This window comes from Streptomyces sp. NBC_01268 (genome assembly GCF_036240795.1).
Lineage (GTDB): Bacteria > Actinomycetota > Actinomycetes > Streptomycetales > Streptomycetaceae > Streptomyces.
Genome location: NZ_CP108454.1, coordinates 4,033,611 through 4,055,269, shown reverse-complemented (window position 1 = coordinate 4,055,269; position 21,659 = coordinate 4,033,611). Strand labels below are relative to the sequence as shown.

The following is a 21,659-nucleotide window of genomic DNA, read 5'->3' as shown; positions in this document are numbered from 1 at the left end:
TCGTTCGACGGCCCGTAGGGTGTCAACCTCTGTGGATAACTGCTTGGGCCGATCGGGAGCGGGGCGCGATGGACTCGTACGACGACGGAGGCGTGGAAGAGGGCGTCGGGGAGGCCAGGACCAGCAGGGACACGGGGGAAGCCGGGGGCACAGGGGGCGCCGGGGACGGCAGAGGTGCCGAGGAGTCCGGTGACACCGAGGACTCCGCCAGGCAGGTCCGGGATCCCGACTCCGGTCTCGTACGGCAGGACGGCAGCTTGCCGCAGGACGCCCCCGAGCCTGAGGACGCCCCCGCGCCGCAGGACGGGCTCGCTCCTCCGGCCGTGCCCCGTACCGGGATCGCCGCGCTCTCGCTCCCGTACCAGGTGGTCGCCGCCGTCGCGCTCGCCGTTCTCGGCGTCTTCGCCTGCGTGCATCTCGGGATGGTGTTCCTGCACGTCGCCCCGTCGAACACGCTGACCAAGCAGCACGGCGAGGCCGTCGACGACTGGGTCTACCCCGAGTTCGAACAGAACTGGAAGCTCTTCGCCCCCAACCCGCTCCAGCAGAACGTCGCCGTCCAGGTGCGCGCGCAGGTGGCCGGTGACGGCGGACGCAGGACCACCGGCTGGATCGACCTCACCGGCCAGGACGCCGCGAACATCCGCGGCAGCCTCCTGCCGAGCCACACCGAGCAGAACGAGCTGCGCCGGGCCTGGGACTTCTACCTGAACTCCCACACCGACGACCACCGCCCCAACGGGCTGCGCGGAGAGCTCTCCGAGAGCTACATGCGGCGGATCGTGATGCGCCGCCTCGACGAGCGGGAGCTCGGCGGCACGGTCCAGCGGGTCCAGCTGCGCTCCGTGACCCGGCCCGTCCCGGCCCCCTCGTGGAGCGGTGAGAAGACCGACACGAAGCCGGTCTTCCGTTCGTATCCGTGGTGGCGGATCACCGATCCCGACCGGCCCGCCGGGGCCGCGGGCGCCGAAGCCCGGAGTCTCGCGCCGAACCGTACGGAGGCCGGCCGATGAGCCGCACCCCCGCTGCCCCCGCGCAGCCCCGCGTCCCCTTCGAGCGGCGGCTCGCCCGCGCCCTCCAGAAGGTCACGGCCGAGGCCCTCGGCCCGTACCAGACGGCGATCGTCCGGATCGGCTTCTCGTTCACCTGGCTGCTGTTCCTGCTGCGCGAATGGCCGCACCGCATGGAGCTGTACGGGCCCGACGGCCCCTGGTCCTGGGAGATGGGCCGCCGGCTGATCACCGACAACCACGCCTTCACCGCCCTGATGTGGTCGGACGGGCGGCTCTGGTTCGAGCTCGTCTACGGGCTCGCGGCGCTCTCCTCGCTCCTGCTGCTGCTCGGCTGGCACACCCGGGCCGTGTCCGTGGTCTTCATGGCCGGCGTCCTGTCCCTGCAGAACCGCTCCATCTTCATGGGCGACGGCGGCGACAACGTCGTCCACATCATGGCGCTCTACCTCGTCCTCACCCGCTGCGGCCAGGTCTGGTCGCTGGACGCCCGACGGGCGGCCCGGCGCGCACGGAGCGGCGCGGCGGGCGGTCCGGACCGCGACCTCGTGGGGCCGGTGCTGTGGACCCTCCTCGGCGGCCTCCTGCTGGCCACCACCTACTTCTCCGACATCACCGGGGAATGGTGGCTCGTGGTGCTGCTGTGGGTCCTGTGGCTGGGGCAGGGGCTGTGGTGGCTGGTGTGCCGGTACGCCGCCGACGAGCCGCGCACCCTGCTCGACGTCATCGCCAACCTCACCCACAACGCGGCCCTCCTCGTGATCATGGTGGAGGTCTGCCTGATCTACGCGACGGCCGGCTGGTACAAGATCCAGGGTTCGCGCTGGCAGGACGGCACCGCGCTGTACTACCCGCTCAAGCTGGACTACTTCTCCCCCTGGCCGGCCCTCTCCGAGCTGCTGGGCACCAGCGGCGTGATGGTGCTGCTGCTGACCTACGGCACGGTGATCGTGCAGGTCGCGTTCCCCTTCACGCTCTTCAACCGCAAGGTCAAGAACGTCCTGCTCGGGGTCATGATGCTGGAGCACGCCGGCATCGCCGTGCTGCTGGGGCTGCCCGTCTTCTCGCTCGCGATGATCTCCGCGGACGCGGTCTTCCTGCCGACGGGCTTCCTGCTGTGGCTGGGCGTGCGGGCGGCGCGGGGCCGGGACCGGCTGCTGCGGCGGGAGCCGCCCGCGGAGGAGGAGGCTCCGGCGCCACGTCCCCGTACCCTCGTCGGGTGAGCACCACCGAGGAACAGCCCCGGCCCGTCGGGAGCACCGAGCCGTCCGCACCGTCCGCACCGTCCGCACCGTCCGAGCCGTCCGGGAAGAGCGAGCCGAGCGAGCCGATCCAGTACGACGAGGGGTACGGCCCCGAGGTCGGCGTCGGGCCGCACCCGGAGCCCTGGCCGCGGGGCGAGCGCTACGACCCCGAGCTGCTGGCGGGCGGGGACCGGCGCAATGTCGTCGACCGTTACCGGTACTGGACGCGCGAGGCGATCGTCGAGGACCTGGACACCCGCCGCCACGGCTTCCACGTGGCGGTGGAGAACTGGGGCCACGACTTCAACATCGGTTCGGTGGTGCGGACCGCCAACGCCTTCCTCGCGAAGGAGATCCACATCGTGGGGCGGCGGCGCTGGAACCGGCGCGGGGCCATGGTCACCGACCGCTACCAGCATGTGCGCCACCACCCGGACACCGAGGCGCTGACCGCCTGGGCGGCGGCCGAGAACCTGCCGATCATCGGCATCGACAACCTGCCGGGCGCGGTGCCGCTGGAGCGCACCGTGCTGCCGCGCCGCTGTGTGCTGCTGTTCGGGCAGGAGGGGCCGGGCCTCACCGAGGAGGCACGGAAGCACGCCGCGATGGTCTGCTCGATCGCCCAGTTCGGCTCGACCCGGTCGATCAACGCGGGGGCCGCGGCCGCCGTCGCCATGCACGCCTGGGTGCAGCGGTACGCCGACGTCCCGGACCCGCAGTAGCGGGCTCGGGGGCGGCCGCCGAGCCGCCGGGCACGCCCCGCGCCCTGGTGTTCCGGGGCCTCCGGGGCCTGTGACCCCGGAGGGCCGGGGTCACAGGGCGGGAGGTCAGGCCTGGCGGCGGACCTCCACCACGCGGAAGCGGTTGGAGACGAAGGCGCCGTCGCACAGCGCCGCGTTCGCCGCCGGGTTGCCGCCCGAGCCGTGGAAGTCGGAGAACGCGGCCGTCTGGTTCACGTAGACGCCGCCCGTCAGGTTCAGCGAGAGCTGCGCCGACTCCTCCAGGCAGACCTCCTCCACGGCCCGCTCGGTGTCCGCCGAGGTCGTGTACGCGCCGACCGTCATCGCGCCCTTCTCGCGGACCGTGCGCCGCAGCAGCTCCAGGGCGTCGGCGGTCGAGTCGACGGAGACGGCGAAGGAGACCGGGCCGAAGCACTCGGAGAAGTACGCCGCCTCCGCGTCCGGCTTCGAGCCGTCCAGCTTCACGATGACCGGGGTGCGGACGACGGCCTGCGGGAAGTCCGGGTTCGCCACCTCGCGGGAGGCCAGCGCGACCTCGCCCAGGCCCGCCGCGGCCTCCAGACGCGCCTTCACGTCCGGGTTGACCAGGGCGCCGAGCAGCGCGTTCGCCCGGGCGTCGTCGCCGAGCAGGCCGCCGACCGCGCCCGCGAGGTCGGCGACGACCTCGTCGTACGCCTTCGGGCCCTGGTCGGTGGCGATGCCCTCGCGGGGGATCAGCAGGTTCTGCGGGGTGGTGCACATCTGGCCGCTGTACAGGGACAGCGAGAACGCCAGGTTGGAGAGCATGCCCTTGTAGTCGTCGGTCGAGTCGACGACGACCGTGTTGACGCCGGCCTTCTCCGTGTAGACCTGCGCCTGGCGCGCGTTGGCCTCCAGCCAGTCGCCGAAGGCGGTCGAGCCGGTGTAGTCGATGATCCGGACCTCGGGGCGGACGGCCAGCGTCTTCGCGATGCCCTCGCCGGGACGCTCGGCGGCCAGCGCCACCAGGTTGGGGTCGAAGCCGGCCTCGGCGAGGACCTCGCGGGCGACGCGGACCGTGAGGGCCAGCGGGAGGACCGCGCGCGGGTGCGGCTTGACCAGGACCGGGTTGCCGGTGGCCAGCGACGCGAACAGGCCCGGGTAGCCGTTCCACGTCGGGAAGGTGTTGCAGCCGATCATCAGCGCGATGCCGCGGGCGACCGGGGTGAACTCCTTGGACAGCTCCAGGGGATCGCGCTTGCCCTGCGGCTTGGACCAGTCGGCGCGGCCGGCGGGCGTGCGGGTCTGCTCCGCGTACGCGTACGCCACCGCCTCCAGGCCGCGGTCCTGGGCGTGCGGGCCGCCGGCCTGGAAGGCCATCATGAAGGCCTGGCCGCTGGTGTGCATGACGGCGTGGGCGAACTCGTGGGTGCGGGCGGAGATCCGGGCGAGGATCTCCAGGCAGACCAGGGCTCGGGTCTCGGGGCCCGCGTCGCGCCAGGCGCCCATGCCGGCGCGCATCGCGGGCAGCAGGACGTCGATGTCGGCGTGCGGGTACGTGATGCCGAGGGCCGGGCCGTACGGCGAGACCTCCGCGCCGGTCCAGTCGTCGGTGCCGGGCTGGTCGAGCTCGAAGCGGGTGTCGAGCAGGGCCTTGTAGGCGTCGAGACCGGCGGCCGCGTCCAGCGAACCGCCCTCCCCGTAGGCCTTGGGATGCTCCGGGTACGGAGACCAGTACGCGCGCGTGCGGATGGTGTCGAGGGCCTGATCCAGGGTGGACCGGTGCTTGTCGGCCAGACGGTCGGTGGTCAGCTGAGCGGCGGCCATGGGCGCAACTCCTCAATGAGCTGGGCAGGGGCAGGCGTACGGAGTTAGAGTAACCGAACGATCGGTCGGGACAAGGGGGTCCGCCGATCCTGTGGAAAACCCATCGGGGAGGATCACTCCTATGACCGCCAACACGACCGTCCAGGGGAGCGACGCGGTGTCGGCCGACGGAGCCGGACCCATCGATCCGAGCCGTACCGTCGCCGTCGTCGGCACGGGCACCATGGGCCAGGGCATCGCCCAGGTCGCCCTCCTCGCGGGCCATCCCGTCCGCCTCTACGACAGCGCCCCGGGCCGCGCCGAGGAGGCCGTGACCGGCGTCGCGGCCCGCCTGGACCGGCTCGTCGAGAAGGGCCGGCTCGACGCGCCGCAGCGCGACGCCGCCGTCGCCCGGCTGCACGCGGCGGCCGAGCTCGCGGAGCTGGCCGACGCCGCCCTGGTCGTCGAGGCGATCGTCGAGCAGCTCGCGGTCAAGCAGCGCCTCTTCGCCGACCTGGAGGAGCTCGTCGGCGAGGACACCGTGCTCGCCACCAACACCTCCTCCCTCTCCGTCACCGCCATCGCGGGCGGCCTGCGGCTGCCCGGGCGCTTCGTCGGGATGCACTTCTTCAACCCGGCCCCGCTGCTGCCGCTCGTCGAGGTCGTCAGCGGCTTCGCCACCGAGCCGGCCGCCGCCACGCGCGCGTACGAGACGGCCAGGAGCTGGGGCAAGACGCCGGTGCGCTGCGCCGACACCCCCGGCTTCATCGTGAACCGGATCGCCCGCCCCTTCTACGCGGAGGCGCTGCGCCTCTACGAGGAGGGCGCGGCCGACCCCGCCACGATCGACGCGGCGCTGCGCGAGTCCGGCGGCTTCCGGATGGGCCCCTTCGAGCTGACCGACCTCATCGGCCAGGACGTCAACGAGGCCGTGACCCGCTCCGTATGGGAGTCCTTCTTCCAGGACCCCAAGTTCACGCCCTCGCTCGCGCAGCGCCGTCTGGTCGAGTCGGGGCGGCTGGGCCGCAAGTCGGGGCACGGCTGGTTCCCGTACGCGGAGGGCGCCGTCCGTCCCGAGCCGCACACCGCACCGCCGGCGAAGGCGCCCGCGACGGTCACCGTGCGCGGCGACCTCGGGCCCGCCGGGCCGCTCGTCGAGCTCTTCGAGCAGGCGGGGATCACCGTCCGGCGCAAGGGCGGCACCGGGTACGTCGCGCTGCCCGGCGGCGGCCGGCTGCACCTCGCGGACGGCGAGACGTCCTTCGAGTTCCTCAACGAGGAGGTCGTCTACTTCGACCTCGCCCTGGACTACGCGCGGGCGGGCAGGATCGTTCTGTCCACCGGCGCGCGCACCTCCCCCGAGACGCTGGAGGAGGCCGTCGGGCTCTTCCAGGCGCTCGGCAAGCAGGTCTCCGTGATCGGCGACGTACCGGGCATGATCGTCGCCCGCACGGTCGCGCTGCTCGCCGACCTCGCGGCCGACGCGGTCGACCGGGGCGTCGCCTCGGCGGAGGACGTCGACACCGCGATGCGGCTCGGCGTCAACTACCCGGCCGGGCCCCTGGAGTGGGCCGGCCGGATCGGTTTCGCGGGGCTGCGGGACCTGCTCGGCAACCTGCACGAGCGCTACCCCACCGGCCGTTACGCGCCCTCGCTCGCCCTCGCGCGGCGCGGCTACGACGAAGAGGCCGCAGCGGCGGAGGAGAGCCGATGACCACCGCGCGACGCGACACGTACACCCCCGACACGCTGCTCTCCGTCGCCGTGCGCGTCTTCAACGAGCGCGGCTACGACGGCACCTCCATGGAGCACCTGTCCAAGGCGGCCGGGATCTCCAAGTCCTCGATCTACCACCACGTGGCGGGCAAGGAGGAGCTGCTGCGGCGTGCCGTCAGCCGGGCGCTCGACGGGCTCTTCGCGGTGCTCGACGAGCCGGGCGCGGGCCGCGGCCGCGCCGTCGAGCGGGTCGAGTACGTGACCCGGCGCACCGTGGAGGTGCTGATCGAGGAGCTCCCGTACGTGACGCTGCTGCTGCGGGTGCGGGGCAACACGAAGACCGAGCGGTGGGCGATGGAGCGCCGCCGCGAGTTCGACCACCGGCTGGCCGACCTCCTCAAGGCGGCGGCCGCCGACGGCGACCTCAGGGCCGACCTGGACATCCGGCTCGCCACCAGGCTGCTCTTCGGCATGATCAACTCGCTGGTGGAGTGGTACCGGCCGCACCCGGACGCCCCGGCGGAGGACGATCAGCTGGCGGAGACCGTCGTGCGCATGGCCTTCGGAGGGCTGCGTACGGCCCGCTGAGGGGCGTGTGGGGGCCTTGCCGGGCTTTCCTGTGCACCCCGGGGACTCCTGAGGGGCCCTGTGTGGGCCTCTGGGGCACGGTGGGGTTTCCGGGCACGGTGGGGTTTCCCAGAGCCTGGTGGGGGCTCCCGGGGCCTGGTGGGGGCTCCCGGGGCCTGGTGGGGCTCCCGGGGCCGGGCGCCTCGCTCAGACCGCCCGGCCCCCGGTCCCCGGTGCCGGGTTCTCTCAGCCCCGCTGTTCCGGGTCCGGGTCGAGGTCGGTCTCCTCGAAGACCAGCAGGGTGCGGGTGGAGAGCACCTCCGGGATCGACTGGAGGCGGGTGAGCACCAGCTCCCGCAGGGTGCGGTTGTCCGGGGTGTGGACCAGTAGCAGGACGTCGAAGTCGCCGCTGACCAGCGCGATGTGCGCGGCCCCCGGCAGGGCCTGGAGCTGCTCGCGCACGGTGCGCCACGAGTTCTGGACGATCTTGAGCGTGATGTACGCGGAGGCGCCGTGCCCCGCCCGCTCGTGGTTGACGCGGGCGCTGAAGCCGCGGATCACCCCGTCGTCGATGAGCCGGTTGATCCGAGCGTACGCGTTGGCGCGCGAGACGTGGACCCGCTCGGCCACCGAGCGGACCGAGGCGCGCCCGTCCGCCTGGAGCAGCCGCAGGATGTCCCGGTCGATCGCGTCCAGCGGGCGGGCCGGCGGCATCGGGGAGACGATGGCAGGGCCCGCCGGAGATCCTCCAGGGCCCGCCGGAGCGCCCGTCGAGGGGGCGGCGCCGGGGGGCGCGTTCAGGAGCTCGTCGACGGTGCGCTCCTCGATGTCGGCCATTTGTTCATCCGCCATGTCCCCCCGCCTCTCTCCTGTGGACGACCTGCACCCATCCCAAGCTGTGGAGAACCGTTTGTCCACAGGCTGAAGGTGCCTGTAGCCAAAATGCCTCCACGACCGAACAATCGGTAGGTGAGGCGCGCCACATTTCGCGCCACCCGCCTTCGGGTCTTATGCCCGCTCCCACGAGGAGGTGGACTCGTTGCAACAGCGCAGTTCGACAGTCCAAGAGCCCCCCGGTGCCGCACTCGCCTACCGGCCCACCCCGCCGCCCGCCTGGCAGCCGCGTACCGACCCCGCCCCGCTGCTGCCGGACGCCGAGCCGCTGCGCGTGCTCGGCACCGACGCCGTGGCCGACGCCGACCCGGAGCTGCTGCGCCGCCTCTACGCGGAGCTCGTGCGCGGCCGCCGGTACAACGCGCAGGCGACCGCCCTCACCAAGCAGGGCCGCCTCGCCGTGTACCCCTCCACGACGGGCCAGGAGGCCTGCGAGGTGGCCGCCGCGCTGGCCCTCGAGGAGCGGGACTGGCTCTTCCCCTCGTACCGCGACACGCTCGCCGCCGTGGCCCGCGGGCTCGACCCCGTCCAGGCGCTGACCCTGCTGCGCGGCGACTGGCACACCGGATACGACCCGCACGAGCACCGCATAGCCCCGCTGTGCACCCCGCTCGCCACCCAGCTCCCGCACGCGGTGGGCCTGGCCCACGCCGCCCGGCTGAAGGGCGACGACGTGGTCGCGCTCGCCATGGTCGGCGACGGCGGCACCAGCGAGGGCGACTTCCACGAGGCGCTGAACTTCGCCGCCGTGTGGCAGGCCCCGGTGGTCTTCTTCGTGCAGAACAACGGCTTCGCGATCTCCGTGCCGCTGGCCAAGCAGACCGCGGCCCCCTCCCTGGCCCACAAGGCCGTCGGCTACGGCATGCCGGGCCGGCTCGTCGACGGCAACGACGCCGTCGCCGTCCACCAGGTGCTCACCGAGGCCGTCACCCGCGCCCGGCGCGGCGGCGGGCCCACCCTCGTCGAGGCCATCACCTACCGGATCGACGCCCACACCAACGCCGACGACGCCACCCGCTACCGCGGCGACAGCGAGGTCGAGACCTGGCGGGCGCACGACCCGATCCTGCTCCTGGAGCGGGAGCTGACCGAGCGCGGCCTCCTCGACGAGGACGGCCGACGCGAGGCGGCCGAGGCCGCCGAGACGATGGCGGCGGCACTCCGCGAGCGGATGAACGCCGACCCCGTGCTCGACCCGATGGACCTGTTCGCCCATGTGTACGCCGAGAAGACCGCGCAGCTGCGCGAGCAGGCGGAGCAGCTGCGGGCGGAGCTCGACGCCGAGAGCGAGGCGGGATGACCACCCACACGACCGCGAGGCCGGCCGCGAAGGCGGCGGCCAAGCCCGCCACCATGGCGCAGGCCCTCCAGCGGGCCATGCGCGACGCGATGGCCGAGGACCCCACGGTCCACGTCCTCGGCGAGGACGTCGGCACACTCGGCGGTGTCTTCCGGGTCACCGACGGCCTCGCCAAGGAGTTCGGCGAGGACCGCTGCACCGACACGCCGCTGGCCGAGGCGGGCATCCTCGGCACGGCCGTCGGCATGGCCATGTACGGGCTGCGGCCGGTCGTGGAGATGCAGTTCGACGCGTTCGCCTACCCGGCGTTCGAGCAGCTCATCAGCCATGTCTCCCGGATGCGCAACCGCACCCGCGGCGCCATGCCGATGCCGATCGTGGTCCGGGTGCCGTACGGCGGCGGGATCGGCGGGGTCGAGCACCACAGCGACTCCTCCGAGGCCTACTACATGGCGACTCCTGGCCTCCACGTCGTCACCCCGGCGACGGTCGAGGACGCCTACGGGCTGCTGCGTGCCGCGATCGCCTCCGACGACCCGGTGATCTTCCTGGAGCCCAAGCGGCTCTACTGGTCGAAGTCCGACTGGTCCCCCGAGGCGCCCGCCGCGGTGGAGCCGATCGGCAAGGCGGTGGTGCGCCGCCGCGGCACCAGCGCCACCCTCATCACCTACGGCCCCTCCGTGCCGGTCTGCATGGAGGCCGCCGAGGCCGCCCGGGCCGAGGGCTGGGACCTGGAGGTCGTCGACCTGCGCTCGCTCGTGCCGTTCGACGACGAGACCGTCAGCGCCTCCGTGAAGCGCACCGGCCGCGCGGTCGTCGTGCACGAGTCCACCGGCTTCGGCGGGCCCGGCGGCGAGATCGCCGCCCGGGTCACCGAGCGCTGCTTCCACCACCTGGAGGCGCCGGTGCTGCGGGTCGCGGGCTTCGACATCCCGTACCCGCCGCCGATGCTGGAGCGCCACCACCTGCCCGGCGTGGACCGGGTCCTGGACGCAGTCGCCCGGCTCCAGTGGGAGGCGGGGAGCTGATGGCCCAGGTGCTCGAATTCAAGCTGCCCGACCTCGGCGAGGGCCTCACCGAGGCCGAGATCGTGCGCTGGCTGGTGAACGTCGGGGACGTCGTCGCCATCGACCAGCCCGTCGTCGAGGTCGAGACGGCCAAGGCGATGGTGGAGGTGCCCTGCCCGTACGGGGGCGTGGTCACCGCCCGCTTCGGCGAGGAAGGCACGGAACTGCCGGTCGGCGCGCCGCTCCTGACGGTCGCGGTCGGCGGCGCGGAGGGTGTCGCGGCGGTCGGTCCCGACGCGCTCGCGGGCGTCGGCGCCGCCGGGTCCGCCACGGCGGACGCCGAGTCGGCCGAGTCCTCGGAGTACTCCGGCAACGTGCTCGTCGGCTACGGCACGGCCGGGCCCGCGGCGCGACGCCGCCGGGTCCGCCGGGAGTCGCCCACCGTGGCGCCCGTCGTGGCGCCGGTCGCCGCGGTGCCCGCCGCGCCCACGGGGCCCGTGCCCGTCATCTCCCCGCTGGTGCGCAAGCTGGCCCGGGACGAGGGGCTCGACCTGCGGGAGGTCCAGGGCTCCGGGCCCGACGGGCTGATCCTGCGCGCGGACGTCGAGACCGCCCTCGCCGTACGGTCCCGGCCCGCCGCCCCGGCCCCCGTGGCCGCCGCCGTCGCGCCAGCCGCCGGTGAGCGGATACCGCTGCGCGGAGTGCGCGGCGCGGTGGCCGACAAGCTGTCCCGCAGCCGTACGGAGATCCCCGACGCGACCTGCTGGGTCGACGCCGACGCCACCGAGCTCATGGCCGCGCGCGCTGCCATGAACGCGGCCGGCGGGCCGAAGATCTCCGTGCTCGCGCTGCTCGCCCGGATCTGCGCCCACGCCCTGGCGCGCTTCCCGGAGCTCAACTCCACGGTGGACACGGCCGCGCGGGAGATCGTCCGGCTGCCTTCCGTGCACCTGGGCTTCGCCGCCCAGACCGAACGCGGGCTGGTCGTCCCCGTCGTCAAGGAGGCCGGCGGGCGCACCGCCGAGTCGCTCACCGCCGAGTTCGCCCGGCTGACGGAGTCGGCGCGCCAGGGGACGCTCACCCCGGCGGACCTGACCGGCGGCACGTTCACCCTGAACAACTACGGGGTGTTCGGCGTCGACGGCTCCACGCCGATCATCAACCACCCCGAGGCGGCCATGCTCGGCGTGGGGCGGATCGTTCCCAAGCCGTGGGTGCACCAGGGCGAGTTGGCGGTACGTCAGGTGGTGCAGCTGTCGCTGACCTTCGACCACCGGGTCTGCGACGGAGGGACGGCCGGCGGCTTCCTCCGCTACGTCGCCGACTGCGTCGAGAATCCGGCGGTGCTACTGCGCACGCTGTGACAGGACTCCGCCGGGGCGGACACCGGCCGGGGCACGGGGCCCCGGCGGTTCCCGGCGGCCCCGTCCGGGACCCAACCCCACGCCGGGTCCCGGACACGTCCTCGCGGACCGGTCCGAACCGCCTCCCCTGAGCCGCGGGCGCGGACCGGCCGCACCTTCCGTGCGGGCTTCCCTTCCGGGGCGTGCCGCTCCCGTCACGGACCCGCCCCCGGGTGGCGGGGCCCCGGCGGACGCGGACGATACTGCTGGCATGACGACCGCGTACGACGCCATCGTGCTCGCCGGCGGTGCCGCCCGGCGCCTCGGCGGGGCCGACAAGCCAGGGGTCCGGGTCGGCGGCCGGAGCCTGCTCGACCGGGTCCTGACGGGCTGCCGCGGCGCCGGGACGACCGTGGTCGTCGCCGACCGCCGGGCCACCGCGCGCCCCGTGGAATGGGCCAGGGAGGACCCGCCGGGCGGCGGCCCCCTCGCCGCCCTCGACGCCGGCCTGCGCCGCCTCGCCCACGCCGCGCCCTCCGCCTACGCAGCGCCCTCCGCCTACGCAGCGCCCTCCGCCTACGCCGCCCCCTCCGCCCACGCGGCGCCCTCCGATCCCGTCGTCCTCCTCCTCTCCGCCGACCTCCCCTTCTTCGGCGCCGACACCGCGCGGCGGCTCGTGGACGCGCTCGTCTCCGAGCCCGGGGCCGAAGCGGCCGTGCTGGTCGACGGGGAGGGGCGGGAGCAGCCGTTGGTGGCGGCTTATCGGGTCCGGGCGCTGCGGCGGGAGATCGCGGGGGCCGTCGCCGAGCGCGGCGGGCTCGCGGGGCTTCCGCTGCGGCTCGTCACCGGGAAGCTGCCCCTCGTGCGGGTCGCGGCGCAGGACGGCGCCTCCTTCGACTGCGACACCTGGGGGGACATCGCCACCGCCCGGGCGCGGATCAGGGAGCATGGGAACGTGCTGGACGAATGGATCACCGCAGTCAAGGACGAACTGGGCATCGACCTGGACGTCGACACAGGCCTCCTGCTCGACCTCGCCCGGGACGCCGCCCACGGCGTCGCCCGGCCCGCCGCGCCGCTGACCACGTTCCTGGTCGGGTACGCGGCGGCCAAGGCCGGTGCCGAGGCAGGGCCCGAGGCCGTGGCGGAGGCCGCCCGCAAGGCGGCCGCGCTGGCCCAGCGCTGGGCCGCCGAGCAGGACGAAGCCGGATGACGATGAAGGAGCGGCTGCCCGACGACGGCGTCGACGAGGCCCTCGCGCTCGTCGGCCGGCCCCGTACGGACTCCCCGCGCTCCGACGCCGCGCCGGAGGCCCATCGCGCCACCCCCTGGCCCGAGGCCCGCGCCGTCGCGGCCCGCGCCGCGGGCGTGCGGGAACCGGTCCGGGTGCCGCTCGGCCAGGGGCTCGGGCACGTGCTCGCGGAGCCGCTGCGCGCGCTCACCGACCTGCCCTCCTTCGACACCTCCGCCATGGACGGCTGGGCGGTCGCCGGGCCCGGCCCCTGGCGGATCGACCCCGAGGGCGCCGTGCTCGCCGGGCACGCCCCCGCCGCCGAGCTCGCCGACGGCGACGCCGTGCGGATCGCGACCGGCGCCCGGGTGCCGACCGGGGCGACCGCCGTCGTCCGCCGCGAGCACTCCCGCAGCGACACCGCCGGGCAGCTCCACGCCCTCCGCGAGGTCGTCCACGGCCAGGACATCCGTCCCCGCGGCCAGGAGTGCGGCACCGGGGACCTGCTGCTGCCCGCCGGGAGTCCGATCACCCCCGCGGTCCTCGGCCTCGCCGCCGCGGCCGGCTACGACGAGCTGACCGTGCGCCCGCGCCCCCGCGTGGAGGTGCTGGTCCTCGGCGACGAACTGCTCACCGGCGGGCTCCCCCACGAGGGCCTGATCCGTGACGCGCTCGGCCCGATGCTCGGACCGTGGCTGACGGCGCTCGGTGCGGAGGTGCTCGGCACCCGCCGGATCGGCGACGACGCCGAGGCGCTGTACGCGGCGGTCACCGGTTCCGCCGCCGACGTGGTCATCACCACCGGCGGCACGGCGGCCGGCCCGGTCGACCACGTCCACGCCGTGCTCGACAAGGCGGGTGCCACGCTGCTCGTCGACGGGGTGAAGGTGCGGCCCGGCCACCCCATGCTCCTGGCCCGCCTGGACACCGCCCCGAGCGGCACCGAGGCCGCCCCCGCCACTCCTCACCCCCGCCACCTCGTCGGCCTCCCCGGCAACCCGCTCGCCGCCGTCTCCGGGCTGCTCACGCTCGCCGAGCCGTTGCTGCGCGCCCTCGCCGGGTCGCCCGCCCCCGGCCCGTACCGGCTGCCCGTGCGCGCGGAGGTCCCGGGGCATCCGTACGACACCCGGCTCATCCCCGTGGTCCGCCGCGGCGAAGGGGTCGAGCCGCTGCACTACAACGGACCGGCGATGCTCCGCGGTATCGCCGTCGCCCACGGCATGGGCGTGATCCCCCCGGGGGGTGCCGGCCCCGGGCAGCCGCTGGAGGTCCTGGACCTACCCTGGCAGGTCGTGTGGGCCGAAGGTCCGGGCGGCGGAGCCCAAGGAGTGTGTTTCACGTGAAACTTCCCAACCGGGACGTGATGGCCCGGGAAGCCGGGGAGAAGGTGACGGGCTCCCGGATCAGGCTGCCGAGCCGCGTGGTGGAGAATCCCCTGCGCCAGGTCGGCAAACGCCTGCTCATGGCGCTGGGCGTGCTGCTCCTGACCGTCTTCATCGTCTACATCGACCGGGCCGGCTATCACGACAACGCCGACGACTCGGTCGACTTCCTCGACTCCGTCTACTACGCGACGGTCACCCTTTCCACCACGGGCTACGGCGACATCGTCCCGTACAGCGACTCGGCGCGGCTGGCGAACATCCTGCTGGTCACGCCGCTGCGCGTGCTGTTTCTGATCATCCTGGTCGGAACCACCCTCGAGGTCCTCACGGAGCGGACCCGGGAGGAGTTCCGGCTGCGCCGCTGGAGGACCGCCTTGCGCGACCACACCGTCATCGTCGGGTTCGGCACGAAGGGGCGTTCGGCGATCCAGACGCTCTGCGCGACCGGTCTGCGCAAGGACCAGATCGTCATCGTCGATCCCTCCACCAAGGTGATCGAGGCGGCCAACGCCGACGGTTTCGTCGGGGTCGTCGGCGACGCGACCCGCAGCGACGTGCTGCTCCGCGCCGAGGTGCAGAAGGCCCGTCAGATCGTCATCGCCACCCAGCGCGACGACACGGCCGTCCTGGTCACCCTGACGGCCCGCCAGCTCAACCGCGGGGCGAAGATCGTCGCCGCGGTCCGCGAGGAGGAGAACGCGCCGCTGCTGCGCCAGTCCGGCGCCGACGCGGTGATCACCAGCGCCTCCGCAGCCGGGCGGCTGCTCGGCCTGTCGGTGCTCAGCCCGAGCGCGGGCACCGTGATGGAGGACCTGATCCAGCAGGGCTCCGGACTCGACCTCGTGGAACGGCCGGTGACCAAGGCCGAGGCGGGGCGGAGCGTCCGGGAGACGGACGACCTGGTGGTGAGCGTGCTGCGCGGCCACCGGCTGCTCGGTTACGACGATCCCGCCGCCAGCCCGCTGCAGTTGACGGACCGTGTGATCACCATCATGCGGGCCGCGCCGGTCACCCCGCTCACCACGCCGAGCGACGACTAGACCGGGACCGAGGCCGGAACCGGGGCCGAGGCGAGGCGGGACCGGGGCGAGGCGGGCCGAGGCGAGGCGGGACCGGGGCGAGGCGGGCCGGGGCGAGGCGGGGCGAGGCGGGGCGAGGCGGGGCGGGGACGGTGCGGTGACCGGCGTCCGCCCGGCGTCCTCCCCGCCCGCCCCCGGCACCCCCCGCCCGCCCCCGGCACCCCCCGCCCGCCCCCGGCACCCGCCCGGCACACGCCGGCTCCGGGGGTCCGCGGAGTAGCCTCGCCGCCATGCATGCGATCACGATTCCGGAACCCGGTGGTCCCGAGGCGCTGGTCTGGGCCGAGGTGCCCGACCCCGTCCCCGCCGAGGGCGAGGTCCTCGTCGAGGTGGTGGCGAGCGCCGTCAACCGCGCCGATCTGCTCCAGCGGCAGGGCTACTACGACCCGCCGCCGGGCAGCTCCCCCTACCCCGGCCTGGAGTGCTCCGGCCGGATCGTCGCGCTCGGCCCCGGGGTCTCCGGCTGGTCCGTCGGCGACGAGGTGTGCGCGCTGCTCGTCGGCGGCGGTTACGCGGAGAAGGTCGCCGTCCCGGCGGGGCAGTTGCTCCCGAAGCCCGAGGGCGTGGACCTGGCGACGGCCGCCGCGCTGCCCGAGGTGGCGTGCACGGTCTGGTCGAACGTCTTCATGCTGGCCCACCTGAGGCCGGGCGAGACCCTGCTGGTGCACGGCGGGGCGAGCGGCATCGGCACGATGGCGATCCAGCTGGCCAAGGCGGTCGGCGCGCGGGTCGCGGTCACGGCCGGCGGCCCCGAGAAGCTGGCCCGCTGCGCCGAGCTGGGCGCGGACATCCTCATCGACTACCGCGAGCAGGACTTCGTCGAGGAGCTGCACAAGGCGACGGACGGCGCCGGGGCGGACGTCATCCTGGACATCGTCGGCGCGAAGTACCTGGAGCGGAACATCAAGGCGCTCGCCGTCAACGGGCGGGTGGTCGTCATCGGTCTCCAGGGCGGCGTCAAGGGCGAGTTGAACCTCGGCGCGCTCATGGCCAAGCGCGGGGCCGTCCTGGCGACGACGCTGCGCTCGCGGCCGCTGAGCGAGAAGGCGGCCGTGGTGGCGGCGGTCCGCGAGCACGTCTGGCCGCTGATCGGCGCGGGCACGGTCACCCCGGTCGTGGACCGCACGGTGCCGCTGCCGGAGGCCTCCGACGCGCATCGGGCCATCGAATCGGGGCGTCACGTCGGCAAGGTGCTGCTGCTCGCGCCGCGGAAGTGACGACCGGAGGCCCGGCGCTGTCGTCAGCGCCGGGCCTCCTTCTCGTCCGTGTCCGGCCTACAGGTACGGCCCCGACCCGACCGCGCGCCCGTGGCCCGGGCCGTGGTCGTCGTCATCGTCGTGCGAGGCGCCCGGCGGGAGCGCCCGGCGCATCTGCTCCAACTGGGCGCGGGCCGCCATCTGCTGGGCGAACAGCGCCGTCTGGATGCCGTGGAAGAGGCCTTCGAGCCAGCCCACCAGCTGGGCCTGCGCGATCCTGAGCTCCGAGTCGGAGGGGATGGCCTCGTCGGTGAACGGCAGGGAGAGCCGCTCCAGTTCCTCCACCAGCTCGGGCGCGAGACCGTCCTCCAGCTCCTTCACGGAGCTGGCGTGGATCTCCTTGAGCCGGACGCGGCTGGCCTCGTCGAGAGGGGCCGCCCTGACTTCCTCCAGAAGCTGCTTGATCATGCTGCCGATCCGCATGACCTTCGCAGGCTGCTCGACCATTTCCGTCACCGGGACCTCGCGGGATTCGTCGTCACCCTGAGTGCCGCCGAGCGCCGTCCCGTCCTGGCCCACGATGAGGACCTGGGGGTGCTCCTGCGACCTGTCATTCCTCGGCATCTCCATGCCGCCATTCTCTCGCACACATGCCTCACCACACGGTGTGCCCCTGTACGGGGGTGATCCACCCTCGTACAGGGGCACGGCATGGCAACGAACGCGTGTGCGGCGGCGGGGTCCTAGTGCGCGGCGCGGCGGGCCAGGGCTCCCCGGGAGCGGGTCACCAGGGCGGCCAGCAGCGCGGCGCCCAGCGGTACGGCCACCAGGAGCGCGGCGAGCGTCTCCCAGGGGACGACGATCGGCACGTACGGCGGGGTGTCCGAGCTGGACCAGCCGTTCTCCAGGTTCTCCTGGTAGAAGCGCAGCTGCTCGCGCTCCTCGGTGAGCCGCAGCCCGATGGCGGGCAGGACTCCGGCGGCGGAGCCGAGGACCACGCCCATCGCGGCGACGACTCCGCACTGGAAGCCGCTGAGCGTACGGCGGACCCGGGGCGGGGCGCCGACCGCGGCGAGCGTCTTGAGGTCGGCCTCGGCGTCGGCCTGGGCGAGCCCGGTGGCGATGCCGGCCGCGCCGATGGTGACCAGGCCGGCGAAGACGGTCAGCGCGAGGAGGACGAGGCTGGTCTTGCTGACGTAGCCCTCCTCCAGGGTGAGGTCGACGGTGCTGCCCAGCTTGGCGATCTCGCTGTCCAGCTTCTGCCGCTGCTCGCTGTCGGGCAGGCGGTCGGTGCTGAAGTACGCGCCCATGGGGACGGTGGTCAGTCCTGCGGCCTTGGCGGCGGCCGGGCTGAGGATGCTCTGCACGCCGTACGAGAGCGGGGAGCCGGGCACCTGGTAGGCGGGGAGGTTCTTGACCTCGCCGGGGACCGGCTGGTTCTTCTGGGAGGCGAGGTCGGCGGCCTCGGTGTCGGTGATCAGCTTGATGCCGACCGTGCCGGTCTTCCTGTCGACCTGCGTCTTCAGGAAGTTGACGACCTTGCCGTCGGCGAGGGCCTTGGCGGCGCCGGGGTCGTCGATGCCGAGGATCTTGAGGATCGGGGCGTCGGCGACGAGCATGCCGCCCTCGAAGTAGACGCCGTTGCCGGGGCTGGCCTGGCAGCGCCAGTCCTTGGTGCTGAGCTCGCGGCGCTGCTCCTTGGTGAACTTCTCGGCGGGGTCGGATCCGTCGGGGGAGAAGGCCCACAGGGGGCACTCGTTGGCCCGCGGGACGATGACCTCGAAGCGGCCGCAGCCCTTGCCGCCGCCCCAGGGCTCGCAGCCCGGCTTGCCGACGGCGATCCGGGAGACGTCGGCGCGGACATCGACGGGGAAGATGCGCTGGACGGCCTCGCGGACCGCCGGGGCGTCCCGGCCGCCCTCCTCGGTGACGAGCGCGGCGACGACCCCGTACGGCAGGCGTGCCTCGTACTCGGCGAGGCCCTGGGCGTCCCGGCTGGCGGCGTAGGTGGAGACGGCGACGGTGCCCGCGACGGCGGCGAGGACGGCGGCGACGGCGGGTGCCGTACGGCCCCGGTTGCGCACGGCGTCCCGCAGGGCGAGGCGCGGCGAGAGCGGCAGCCAGCGGCCGGTGCGGCCGAACAGGCCGACCAGGGCGGGGGTCATGGCGACCACGCCCAGCTCGGCGATGGCCGAGCCGCCGGCGACGATGACGAACTGGTCGGAGACCACCGATCCGTACAGGGCGATGGCCGCGCCGAGGAGGACGGCGCCGAGGCCGACCAGGGGCAGCACCCGGCTGCTGCGGCGGATGCCGCGACGGCCCGTCAGGGAGGCGAGGACGGTCTGCCGGGAGGCGGTGACGGCGGGCACGATCGCGGCGAGCAGTCCGGTGAGGACGGCGAGTCCGGCGATGCCGAGGAGTTCGAGCGGCCGGATGGTGAAGCCGCCGAAGCGCTGGCCCATCGCGTCCTCGAGGAGCGGGCGGAGCGCGAAGGTGAGGATCAGGGCGAGGACGGTGCCGACGACGGCCGCGGCGACGCCGATGACGAGTCCGCCGCTGAGCACGATGGCCCGGATGTGGCTGCGAGCACCGCCGTTGGCGCCGACGAGTCCGAGCTGCCGGCGCGAGCGCCGGGCGCCGACCGCGAAGGCGGGGCCGGCGAGCAGGCAGATCTCCAGCATCGCGAGACCGACCACGGTGCCCGCGGCGGCGAGCGCGGCGGCGTCGGATGCCAGGCTGGTGTCGTAGGTGCGCCAGCCGTCCTTCTGGAAGAGCGGCACCTCGGCGTCCGAGGGCGGGTCGAGGGCCACGGCACGCGAGACGACCACGACGCCCTTGGCGTTGATCTGCTGGACCATGTTCCACGTGAAACCACCGGGCTTGCGCACCAGGTACGTGGTGGAGAGCGCCGGCGCCTGCATCCCGGCCTTCTCGACGGCCTGCCCGTACGGCGCGAGGAAGGCCCCGGGCAGCGCGTTGACCTGGTCCGTCTTGAGGTCGTTGGGGAGCTCGTAGGCGCCGGTGATCCGGTACGTGCGGTCGAAGCCGCGCGCGGTGAGGGTGGAGCCGACGGTCAGGCCGCTGGTCTCCAGGAAGTGCGTGGTCGCGGCGATCTCGTCGTCCTTCTCCGGGAAGCTGCCTTCCTGGAGGCGCATGATGCCGCGGGCGACGGGGTCGGCGGCCTTGAGCTCACGGACCTCGGTCTGGAGCAGACCGTGCGCGGTGGTCAGCTTGGCGGTGCCGTTGGTGTCGGTCAGGACGGTGGTGCCGGCCGGGATGACCTTGCGGACGTCGGTCGGGCCGTCCGGCCAGGGCTCGTTGTCGTAGTCCTTGACCGGGGTGTGCTGCTCGCCCGCGGGGTCCTGGTAGACCGGCACCCCGCTGACCTGGGCGTCCCGGAAGCGGGCGTCGGCGGCGCCGATGGCGCGTTCCGTCGTCTGCTCGGCGGTCAGCTCGGAGCTGCGCAGGGTGACGTCGAAGGCGCTCACGCCGAGGATGGGCAGCGCGATCATCGCGAGGACGAGGAAGCTGCGGCCCTTGGAGCGCCAGGCGTCGCGCCGGGCGATGCGGATCGCGGCCCGCCAGGAGTGGAGCCATGTGTTCACTGCTGCGCCGCCCGGCCGGTCAGGAGCGAGTCGGCCTCGCTGCGTACGGTCTGGTCGACGACGGCGCCGTCGCGCAGGAACACGACCCGGTCGGCCCAGGCGGCGAAGCGCGGCTCGTGGGTGACCAGGACACCGGCGGCACCGGCGTCGCAGCGGGTGCGCAGCAGGGCGAGGACGGACTCGCCGGTCTCGGAGTCGAGGGCGCCGGTGGGCTCGTCGGCGAGGACGAGGCGGCGGTCGCCCACGAGGGCGCGGGCGATGGCCACACGCTGCTGCTGGCCGCCGGACATCTCGTCGGGGAAGCGGTCGGCGAGGTGGCCGAGCTCCATCTCGGCGAGGGCGGCGAGGGCCTCGGTGCGGGCCTTGCGGGCGGAGACGCCGTCCAGCTCGCGGGGCAGGGCCACGTTCTCGGCGGCGGTGAGGGCCGGGATGAGGTTGTAGTCCTGGAAGACGTAGCCGATGCTGCGGCGGCGCAGGGCGGCGAGCTGCTTGACGCTCGCGGAGGTGATGTCGGTGTCCTCGACGATCACCCGGCCCGAGGTGGGGGTGTCGAGTCCGCCGGCGATGGTGAGCAGGGTCGACTTGCCGGAGCCGGACGGGCCCATGACGGCGACGAGTTCGCCGGGGTAGACGTCGAGGTCGATGCCGCGCAGGGCGTGGACCTCGGTGGCGCCCGCGCCGTGGACGCGGGTCAGCTGCTGCAGACGCAGCACGGGCTGCTGCTGTATGGACATGGCGGGATCCCCCTCGGGCGTACGCGGGCGGGTGGCGGGCGGGTGCCGACGGCCGTGTGGCGGACGGCGGTGTGCCGGTGCCGCGGACGGTGCTGATGCCGGGGCCGGTGCCGGTGCCGGTGCGTACGGTCTGGGTCTGGTCGGGTTGCTTGCGGAGCGGTCGGAAGCGGTGCCTGCCGGGTTACGAAACCCCCGTGGCTCCCGGCAGGGCTGAAGCGGTCGGAGCGGTGTGGGACGGCGCCCCGGGCGGAACGGGTGGTGCGGGTGAGGCGGCGGAGAGCGCCGAGAGCCGGATCAGCCGGGACTCGCAGTGGTCCAGCCAGCGGGCCTCCGCCTCGGTCTGGAAGATCAGCTGCTCCAGGACGAGCAGCCAGGCGACGTCGTCGCGCTCGCGGGCGCCCCCGCTCTCGACGGCGGTGATCGCCTGCGCCTTGAGCCGGGTGTAGTCCTGCATCGCCTTCACGGTGTGCCGGCGCTGGGACTGGATGACGTCGCGGATGTCGACGCCGGGCGCCCCGACCGCCATGGCCAGCTTGATGGCGAGCTCGTCGCGGGCGGGGCTGGTGCGGTCGACGGGGTTCTCGAACCAGGCGCGCAGCTCCTCACGACCCTTGTCGGTGATCGCGTAGAGCGCGTGTCCGGCCTCGTCCTCGCCGTCCTGGCCGACCATGCCGTCCCGTTCGAGCCGGGCCAGGGTCGTGTAGACCTGTCCGACGTTGAGCGGCCAGGTGGAGCCGGTGCGGGACTCGAACTCCGTGCGGAGCTGCGAGCCGTAGCGGGGGCCGCGTTCGAGGAGGGCGAGAAGCCCGTGGCGGATCGACATACTCAGTATGTATACCGG

General features: G+C 73.9%; 18 protein-coding genes. 12 read left to right on the top strand and 6 right to left on the bottom strand.

The features are described 5' to 3' along the window. The first annotated feature begins 68 nt into the window (after window positions 1–68). The 3 genes from OG309_RS17965 (at window position 69) to OG309_RS17955 (ending at window position 2,976) form a co-directional block, all read left to right on the top strand. Window positions 69–1,013, top strand: a complete 945-nt coding sequence (locus tag OG309_RS17965) for a DUF5819 family protein (RefSeq protein ID WP_329422104.1) — start codon at window positions 69–71, stop codon at window positions 1,011–1,013. Continuing rightward, window positions 1,010–2,233, top strand: a complete 1,224-nt coding sequence (locus OG309_RS17960) for an HTTM domain-containing protein (RefSeq protein WP_329422101.1) — start codon at window positions 1,010–1,012, stop codon at window positions 2,231–2,233. Before OG309_RS17965 ends, OG309_RS17960 begins: the two co-directional genes overlap by 4 nt. Before the next feature lie 107 nt (window positions 2,234–2,340). Beyond that, window positions 2,341–2,976, top strand: a complete 636-nt coding sequence (locus OG309_RS17955) for a TrmH family RNA methyltransferase (protein WP_329428406.1) — start codon at window positions 2,341–2,343, stop codon at window positions 2,974–2,976. Window positions 2,977–3,081: 105 nt separating this feature from the next. On the opposite strand, the gene paaN is transcribed toward OG309_RS17955, so the two are convergent. After that, window positions 3,082–4,779 (bottom strand): phenylacetic acid degradation protein PaaN, encoded by a 1,698-nt coding sequence (gene paaN / locus OG309_RS17950; RefSeq protein ID WP_329422099.1) that lies wholly within the window; start codon window positions 4,777–4,779, stop codon window positions 3,082–3,084. Between the two features lie 121 nt (window positions 4,780–4,900). Here paaN and OG309_RS17945 point away from each other — a divergent pair, with 121 nt between their 5' ends. Together OG309_RS17945 and OG309_RS17940 are read left to right on the top strand one after the other, a co-directional pair. Then, window positions 4,901–6,472: a 3-hydroxyacyl-CoA dehydrogenase gene (locus tag OG309_RS17945; protein ID WP_329422098.1), complete on the top strand. Its 1,572-nt coding sequence runs from the start codon at window positions 4,901–4,903 to the stop codon at window positions 6,470–6,472. Next, window positions 6,469–7,062 (top strand): TetR/AcrR family transcriptional regulator, encoded by a 594-nt coding sequence (locus tag OG309_RS17940; RefSeq protein WP_329422096.1) that lies wholly within the window; start codon window positions 6,469–6,471, stop codon window positions 7,060–7,062. Before OG309_RS17945 ends, OG309_RS17940 begins: the two co-directional genes overlap by 4 nt. 225 nt (window positions 7,063–7,287) lie before the next feature. Here OG309_RS17940 and OG309_RS17935 read toward each other — a convergent pair whose 3' ends face one another. Beyond that, window positions 7,288–7,893, bottom strand: a complete 606-nt coding sequence (locus OG309_RS17935; protein ID WP_443067576.1) for an Lrp/AsnC family transcriptional regulator — start codon at window positions 7,891–7,893, stop codon at window positions 7,288–7,290. Window positions 7,894–8,071: 178 nt separating this feature from the next. Here OG309_RS17935 and pdhA point away from each other — a divergent pair, with 178 nt between their 5' ends. The 7 genes from pdhA to OG309_RS17900 all read left to right on the top strand — a co-directional run bounded on the left by pdhA (window position 8,072) and on the right by OG309_RS17900 (window position 16,497). Further along, window positions 8,072–9,235, top strand: a complete 1,164-nt coding sequence (gene pdhA, locus OG309_RS17930) for a pyruvate dehydrogenase (acetyl-transferring) E1 component subunit alpha (protein ID WP_329422094.1) — start codon at window positions 8,072–8,074, stop codon at window positions 9,233–9,235. Beyond that, on the top strand, window positions 9,232–10,263 hold the full coding sequence (locus OG309_RS17925; protein WP_329422092.1) for an alpha-ketoacid dehydrogenase subunit beta: 1,032 nt from the start codon (window positions 9,232–9,234) through the stop codon (window positions 10,261–10,263). Before pdhA ends, OG309_RS17925 begins: the two co-directional genes overlap by 4 nt. After that, window positions 10,263–11,606, top strand: coding sequence for a dihydrolipoamide acetyltransferase family protein (locus OG309_RS17920; RefSeq protein ID WP_329422091.1), 1,344 nt, complete (start codon window positions 10,263–10,265; stop codon window positions 11,604–11,606). Before OG309_RS17925 ends, OG309_RS17920 begins: the two co-directional genes overlap by 1 nt. 250 nt (window positions 11,607–11,856) lie before the next feature. After that, window positions 11,857–12,798, top strand: a complete 942-nt coding sequence (locus tag OG309_RS17915) for a DUF6457 domain-containing protein (RefSeq protein WP_329422089.1) — start codon at window positions 11,857–11,859, stop codon at window positions 12,796–12,798. Next, entirely contained in the window at window positions 12,795–14,159 is a 1,365-nt protein-coding gene (locus tag OG309_RS17910) for a molybdopterin molybdotransferase MoeA (RefSeq protein ID WP_329422087.1), read from the top strand. The genes OG309_RS17915 and OG309_RS17910 overlap by 4 nt, the downstream gene beginning before the upstream one ends. A 20-nt stretch (window positions 14,160–14,179) precedes the next feature. Next, window positions 14,180–15,241 (top strand): potassium channel family protein, encoded by a 1,062-nt coding sequence (locus OG309_RS17905; protein WP_402544917.1) that lies wholly within the window; start codon window positions 14,180–14,182, stop codon window positions 15,239–15,241. A 269-nt stretch (window positions 15,242–15,510) separates the two neighbouring features. Then, complete coding sequence (locus OG309_RS17900) at window positions 15,511–16,497, top strand: NAD(P)H-quinone oxidoreductase (protein WP_329422082.1); 987 nt, start codon at window positions 15,511–15,513, stop codon at window positions 16,495–16,497. A 57-nt stretch (window positions 16,498–16,554) separates the two neighbouring features. On the opposite strand, the gene OG309_RS17895 is transcribed toward OG309_RS17900, so the two are convergent. The 4 genes from OG309_RS17895 to OG309_RS17880 all read right to left on the bottom strand — a co-directional run bounded on the left by OG309_RS17895 (window position 16,555) and on the right by OG309_RS17880 (window position 21,641). Continuing rightward, a complete protein-coding gene (locus OG309_RS17895) occupies window positions 16,555–17,106 on the bottom strand; it encodes a bacterial proteasome activator family protein (RefSeq protein ID WP_046909342.1) in 552 nt (183 codons plus the stop codon). A gap of 113 nt (window positions 17,107–17,219) precedes the next feature. Beyond that, on the bottom strand, window positions 17,220–20,084 hold the full coding sequence (locus OG309_RS17890) for an FtsX-like permease family protein (protein ID WP_329422078.1): 2,865 nt from the start codon (window positions 20,082–20,084) through the stop codon (window positions 17,220–17,222). Continuing rightward, complete coding sequence (locus OG309_RS17885) at window positions 20,081–20,818, bottom strand: ABC transporter ATP-binding protein (RefSeq protein WP_329422075.1); 738 nt, start codon at window positions 20,816–20,818, stop codon at window positions 20,081–20,083. The genes OG309_RS17890 and OG309_RS17885 overlap by 4 nt, the downstream gene beginning before the upstream one ends. Window positions 20,819–20,999: 181 nt before the next feature. After that, window positions 21,000–21,641 carry a PadR family transcriptional regulator gene (locus OG309_RS17880; RefSeq protein WP_329422072.1) on the bottom strand — a complete coding sequence of 214 codons (642 nt, stop codon included), beginning with the start codon at window positions 21,639–21,641 and terminating at the stop codon, window positions 21,000–21,002. Between the last annotated feature and the right edge of the window lie 18 nt (window positions 21,642–21,659).

Coding starts and splice junctions, on each gene's coding strand:
- OG309_RS17905 (WP_402544917.1), top strand. CDS start 14,180: ATGGCCCGGGAAGCCGGGGAGAAGGTGACGGGCTCCCGGATCAGGCTG.
- OG309_RS17910 (WP_329422087.1), top strand. CDS start 12,795: ATGACGATGAAGGAGCGGCTGCCCGACGACGGCGTCGACGAGGCCCTC.
- OG309_RS17885 (WP_329422075.1), bottom strand. CDS start 20,818: ATGTCCATACAGCAGCAGCCCGTGCTGCGTCTGCAGCAGCTGACCCGC.
- OG309_RS17935 (WP_443067576.1), bottom strand. CDS start 7,893: ATGGCGGATGAACAAATGGCCGACATCGAGGAGCGCACCGTCGACGAG.
- OG309_RS17925 (WP_329422092.1), top strand. CDS start 9,232: ATGACCACCCACACGACCGCGAGGCCGGCCGCGAAGGCGGCGGCCAAG.
- OG309_RS17920 (WP_329422091.1), top strand. CDS start 10,263: ATGGCCCAGGTGCTCGAATTCAAGCTGCCCGACCTCGGCGAGGGCCTC.
- paaN (WP_329422099.1), bottom strand. CDS start 4,779: ATGGCCGCCGCTCAGCTGACCACCGACCGTCTGGCCGACAAGCACCGG.
- OG309_RS17965 (WP_329422104.1), top strand. CDS start 69: ATGGACTCGTACGACGACGGAGGCGTGGAAGAGGGCGTCGGGGAGGCC.
- OG309_RS17940 (WP_329422096.1), top strand. CDS start 6,469: ATGACCACCGCGCGACGCGACACGTACACCCCCGACACGCTGCTCTCC.
- OG309_RS17900 (WP_329422082.1), top strand. CDS start 15,511: ATGCATGCGATCACGATTCCGGAACCCGGTGGTCCCGAGGCGCTGGTC.
- OG309_RS17960 (WP_329422101.1), top strand. CDS start 1,010: ATGAGCCGCACCCCCGCTGCCCCCGCGCAGCCCCGCGTCCCCTTCGAG.
- OG309_RS17895 (WP_046909342.1), bottom strand. CDS start 17,106: ATGGAGATGCCGAGGAATGACAGGTCGCAGGAGCACCCCCAGGTCCTC.
- OG309_RS17945 (WP_329422098.1), top strand. CDS start 4,901: ATGACCGCCAACACGACCGTCCAGGGGAGCGACGCGGTGTCGGCCGAC.
- OG309_RS17880 (WP_329422072.1), bottom strand. CDS start 21,641: ATGTCGATCCGCCACGGGCTTCTCGCCCTCCTCGAACGCGGCCCCCGC.
- OG309_RS17915 (WP_329422089.1), top strand. CDS start 11,857: ATGACGACCGCGTACGACGCCATCGTGCTCGCCGGCGGTGCCGCCCGG.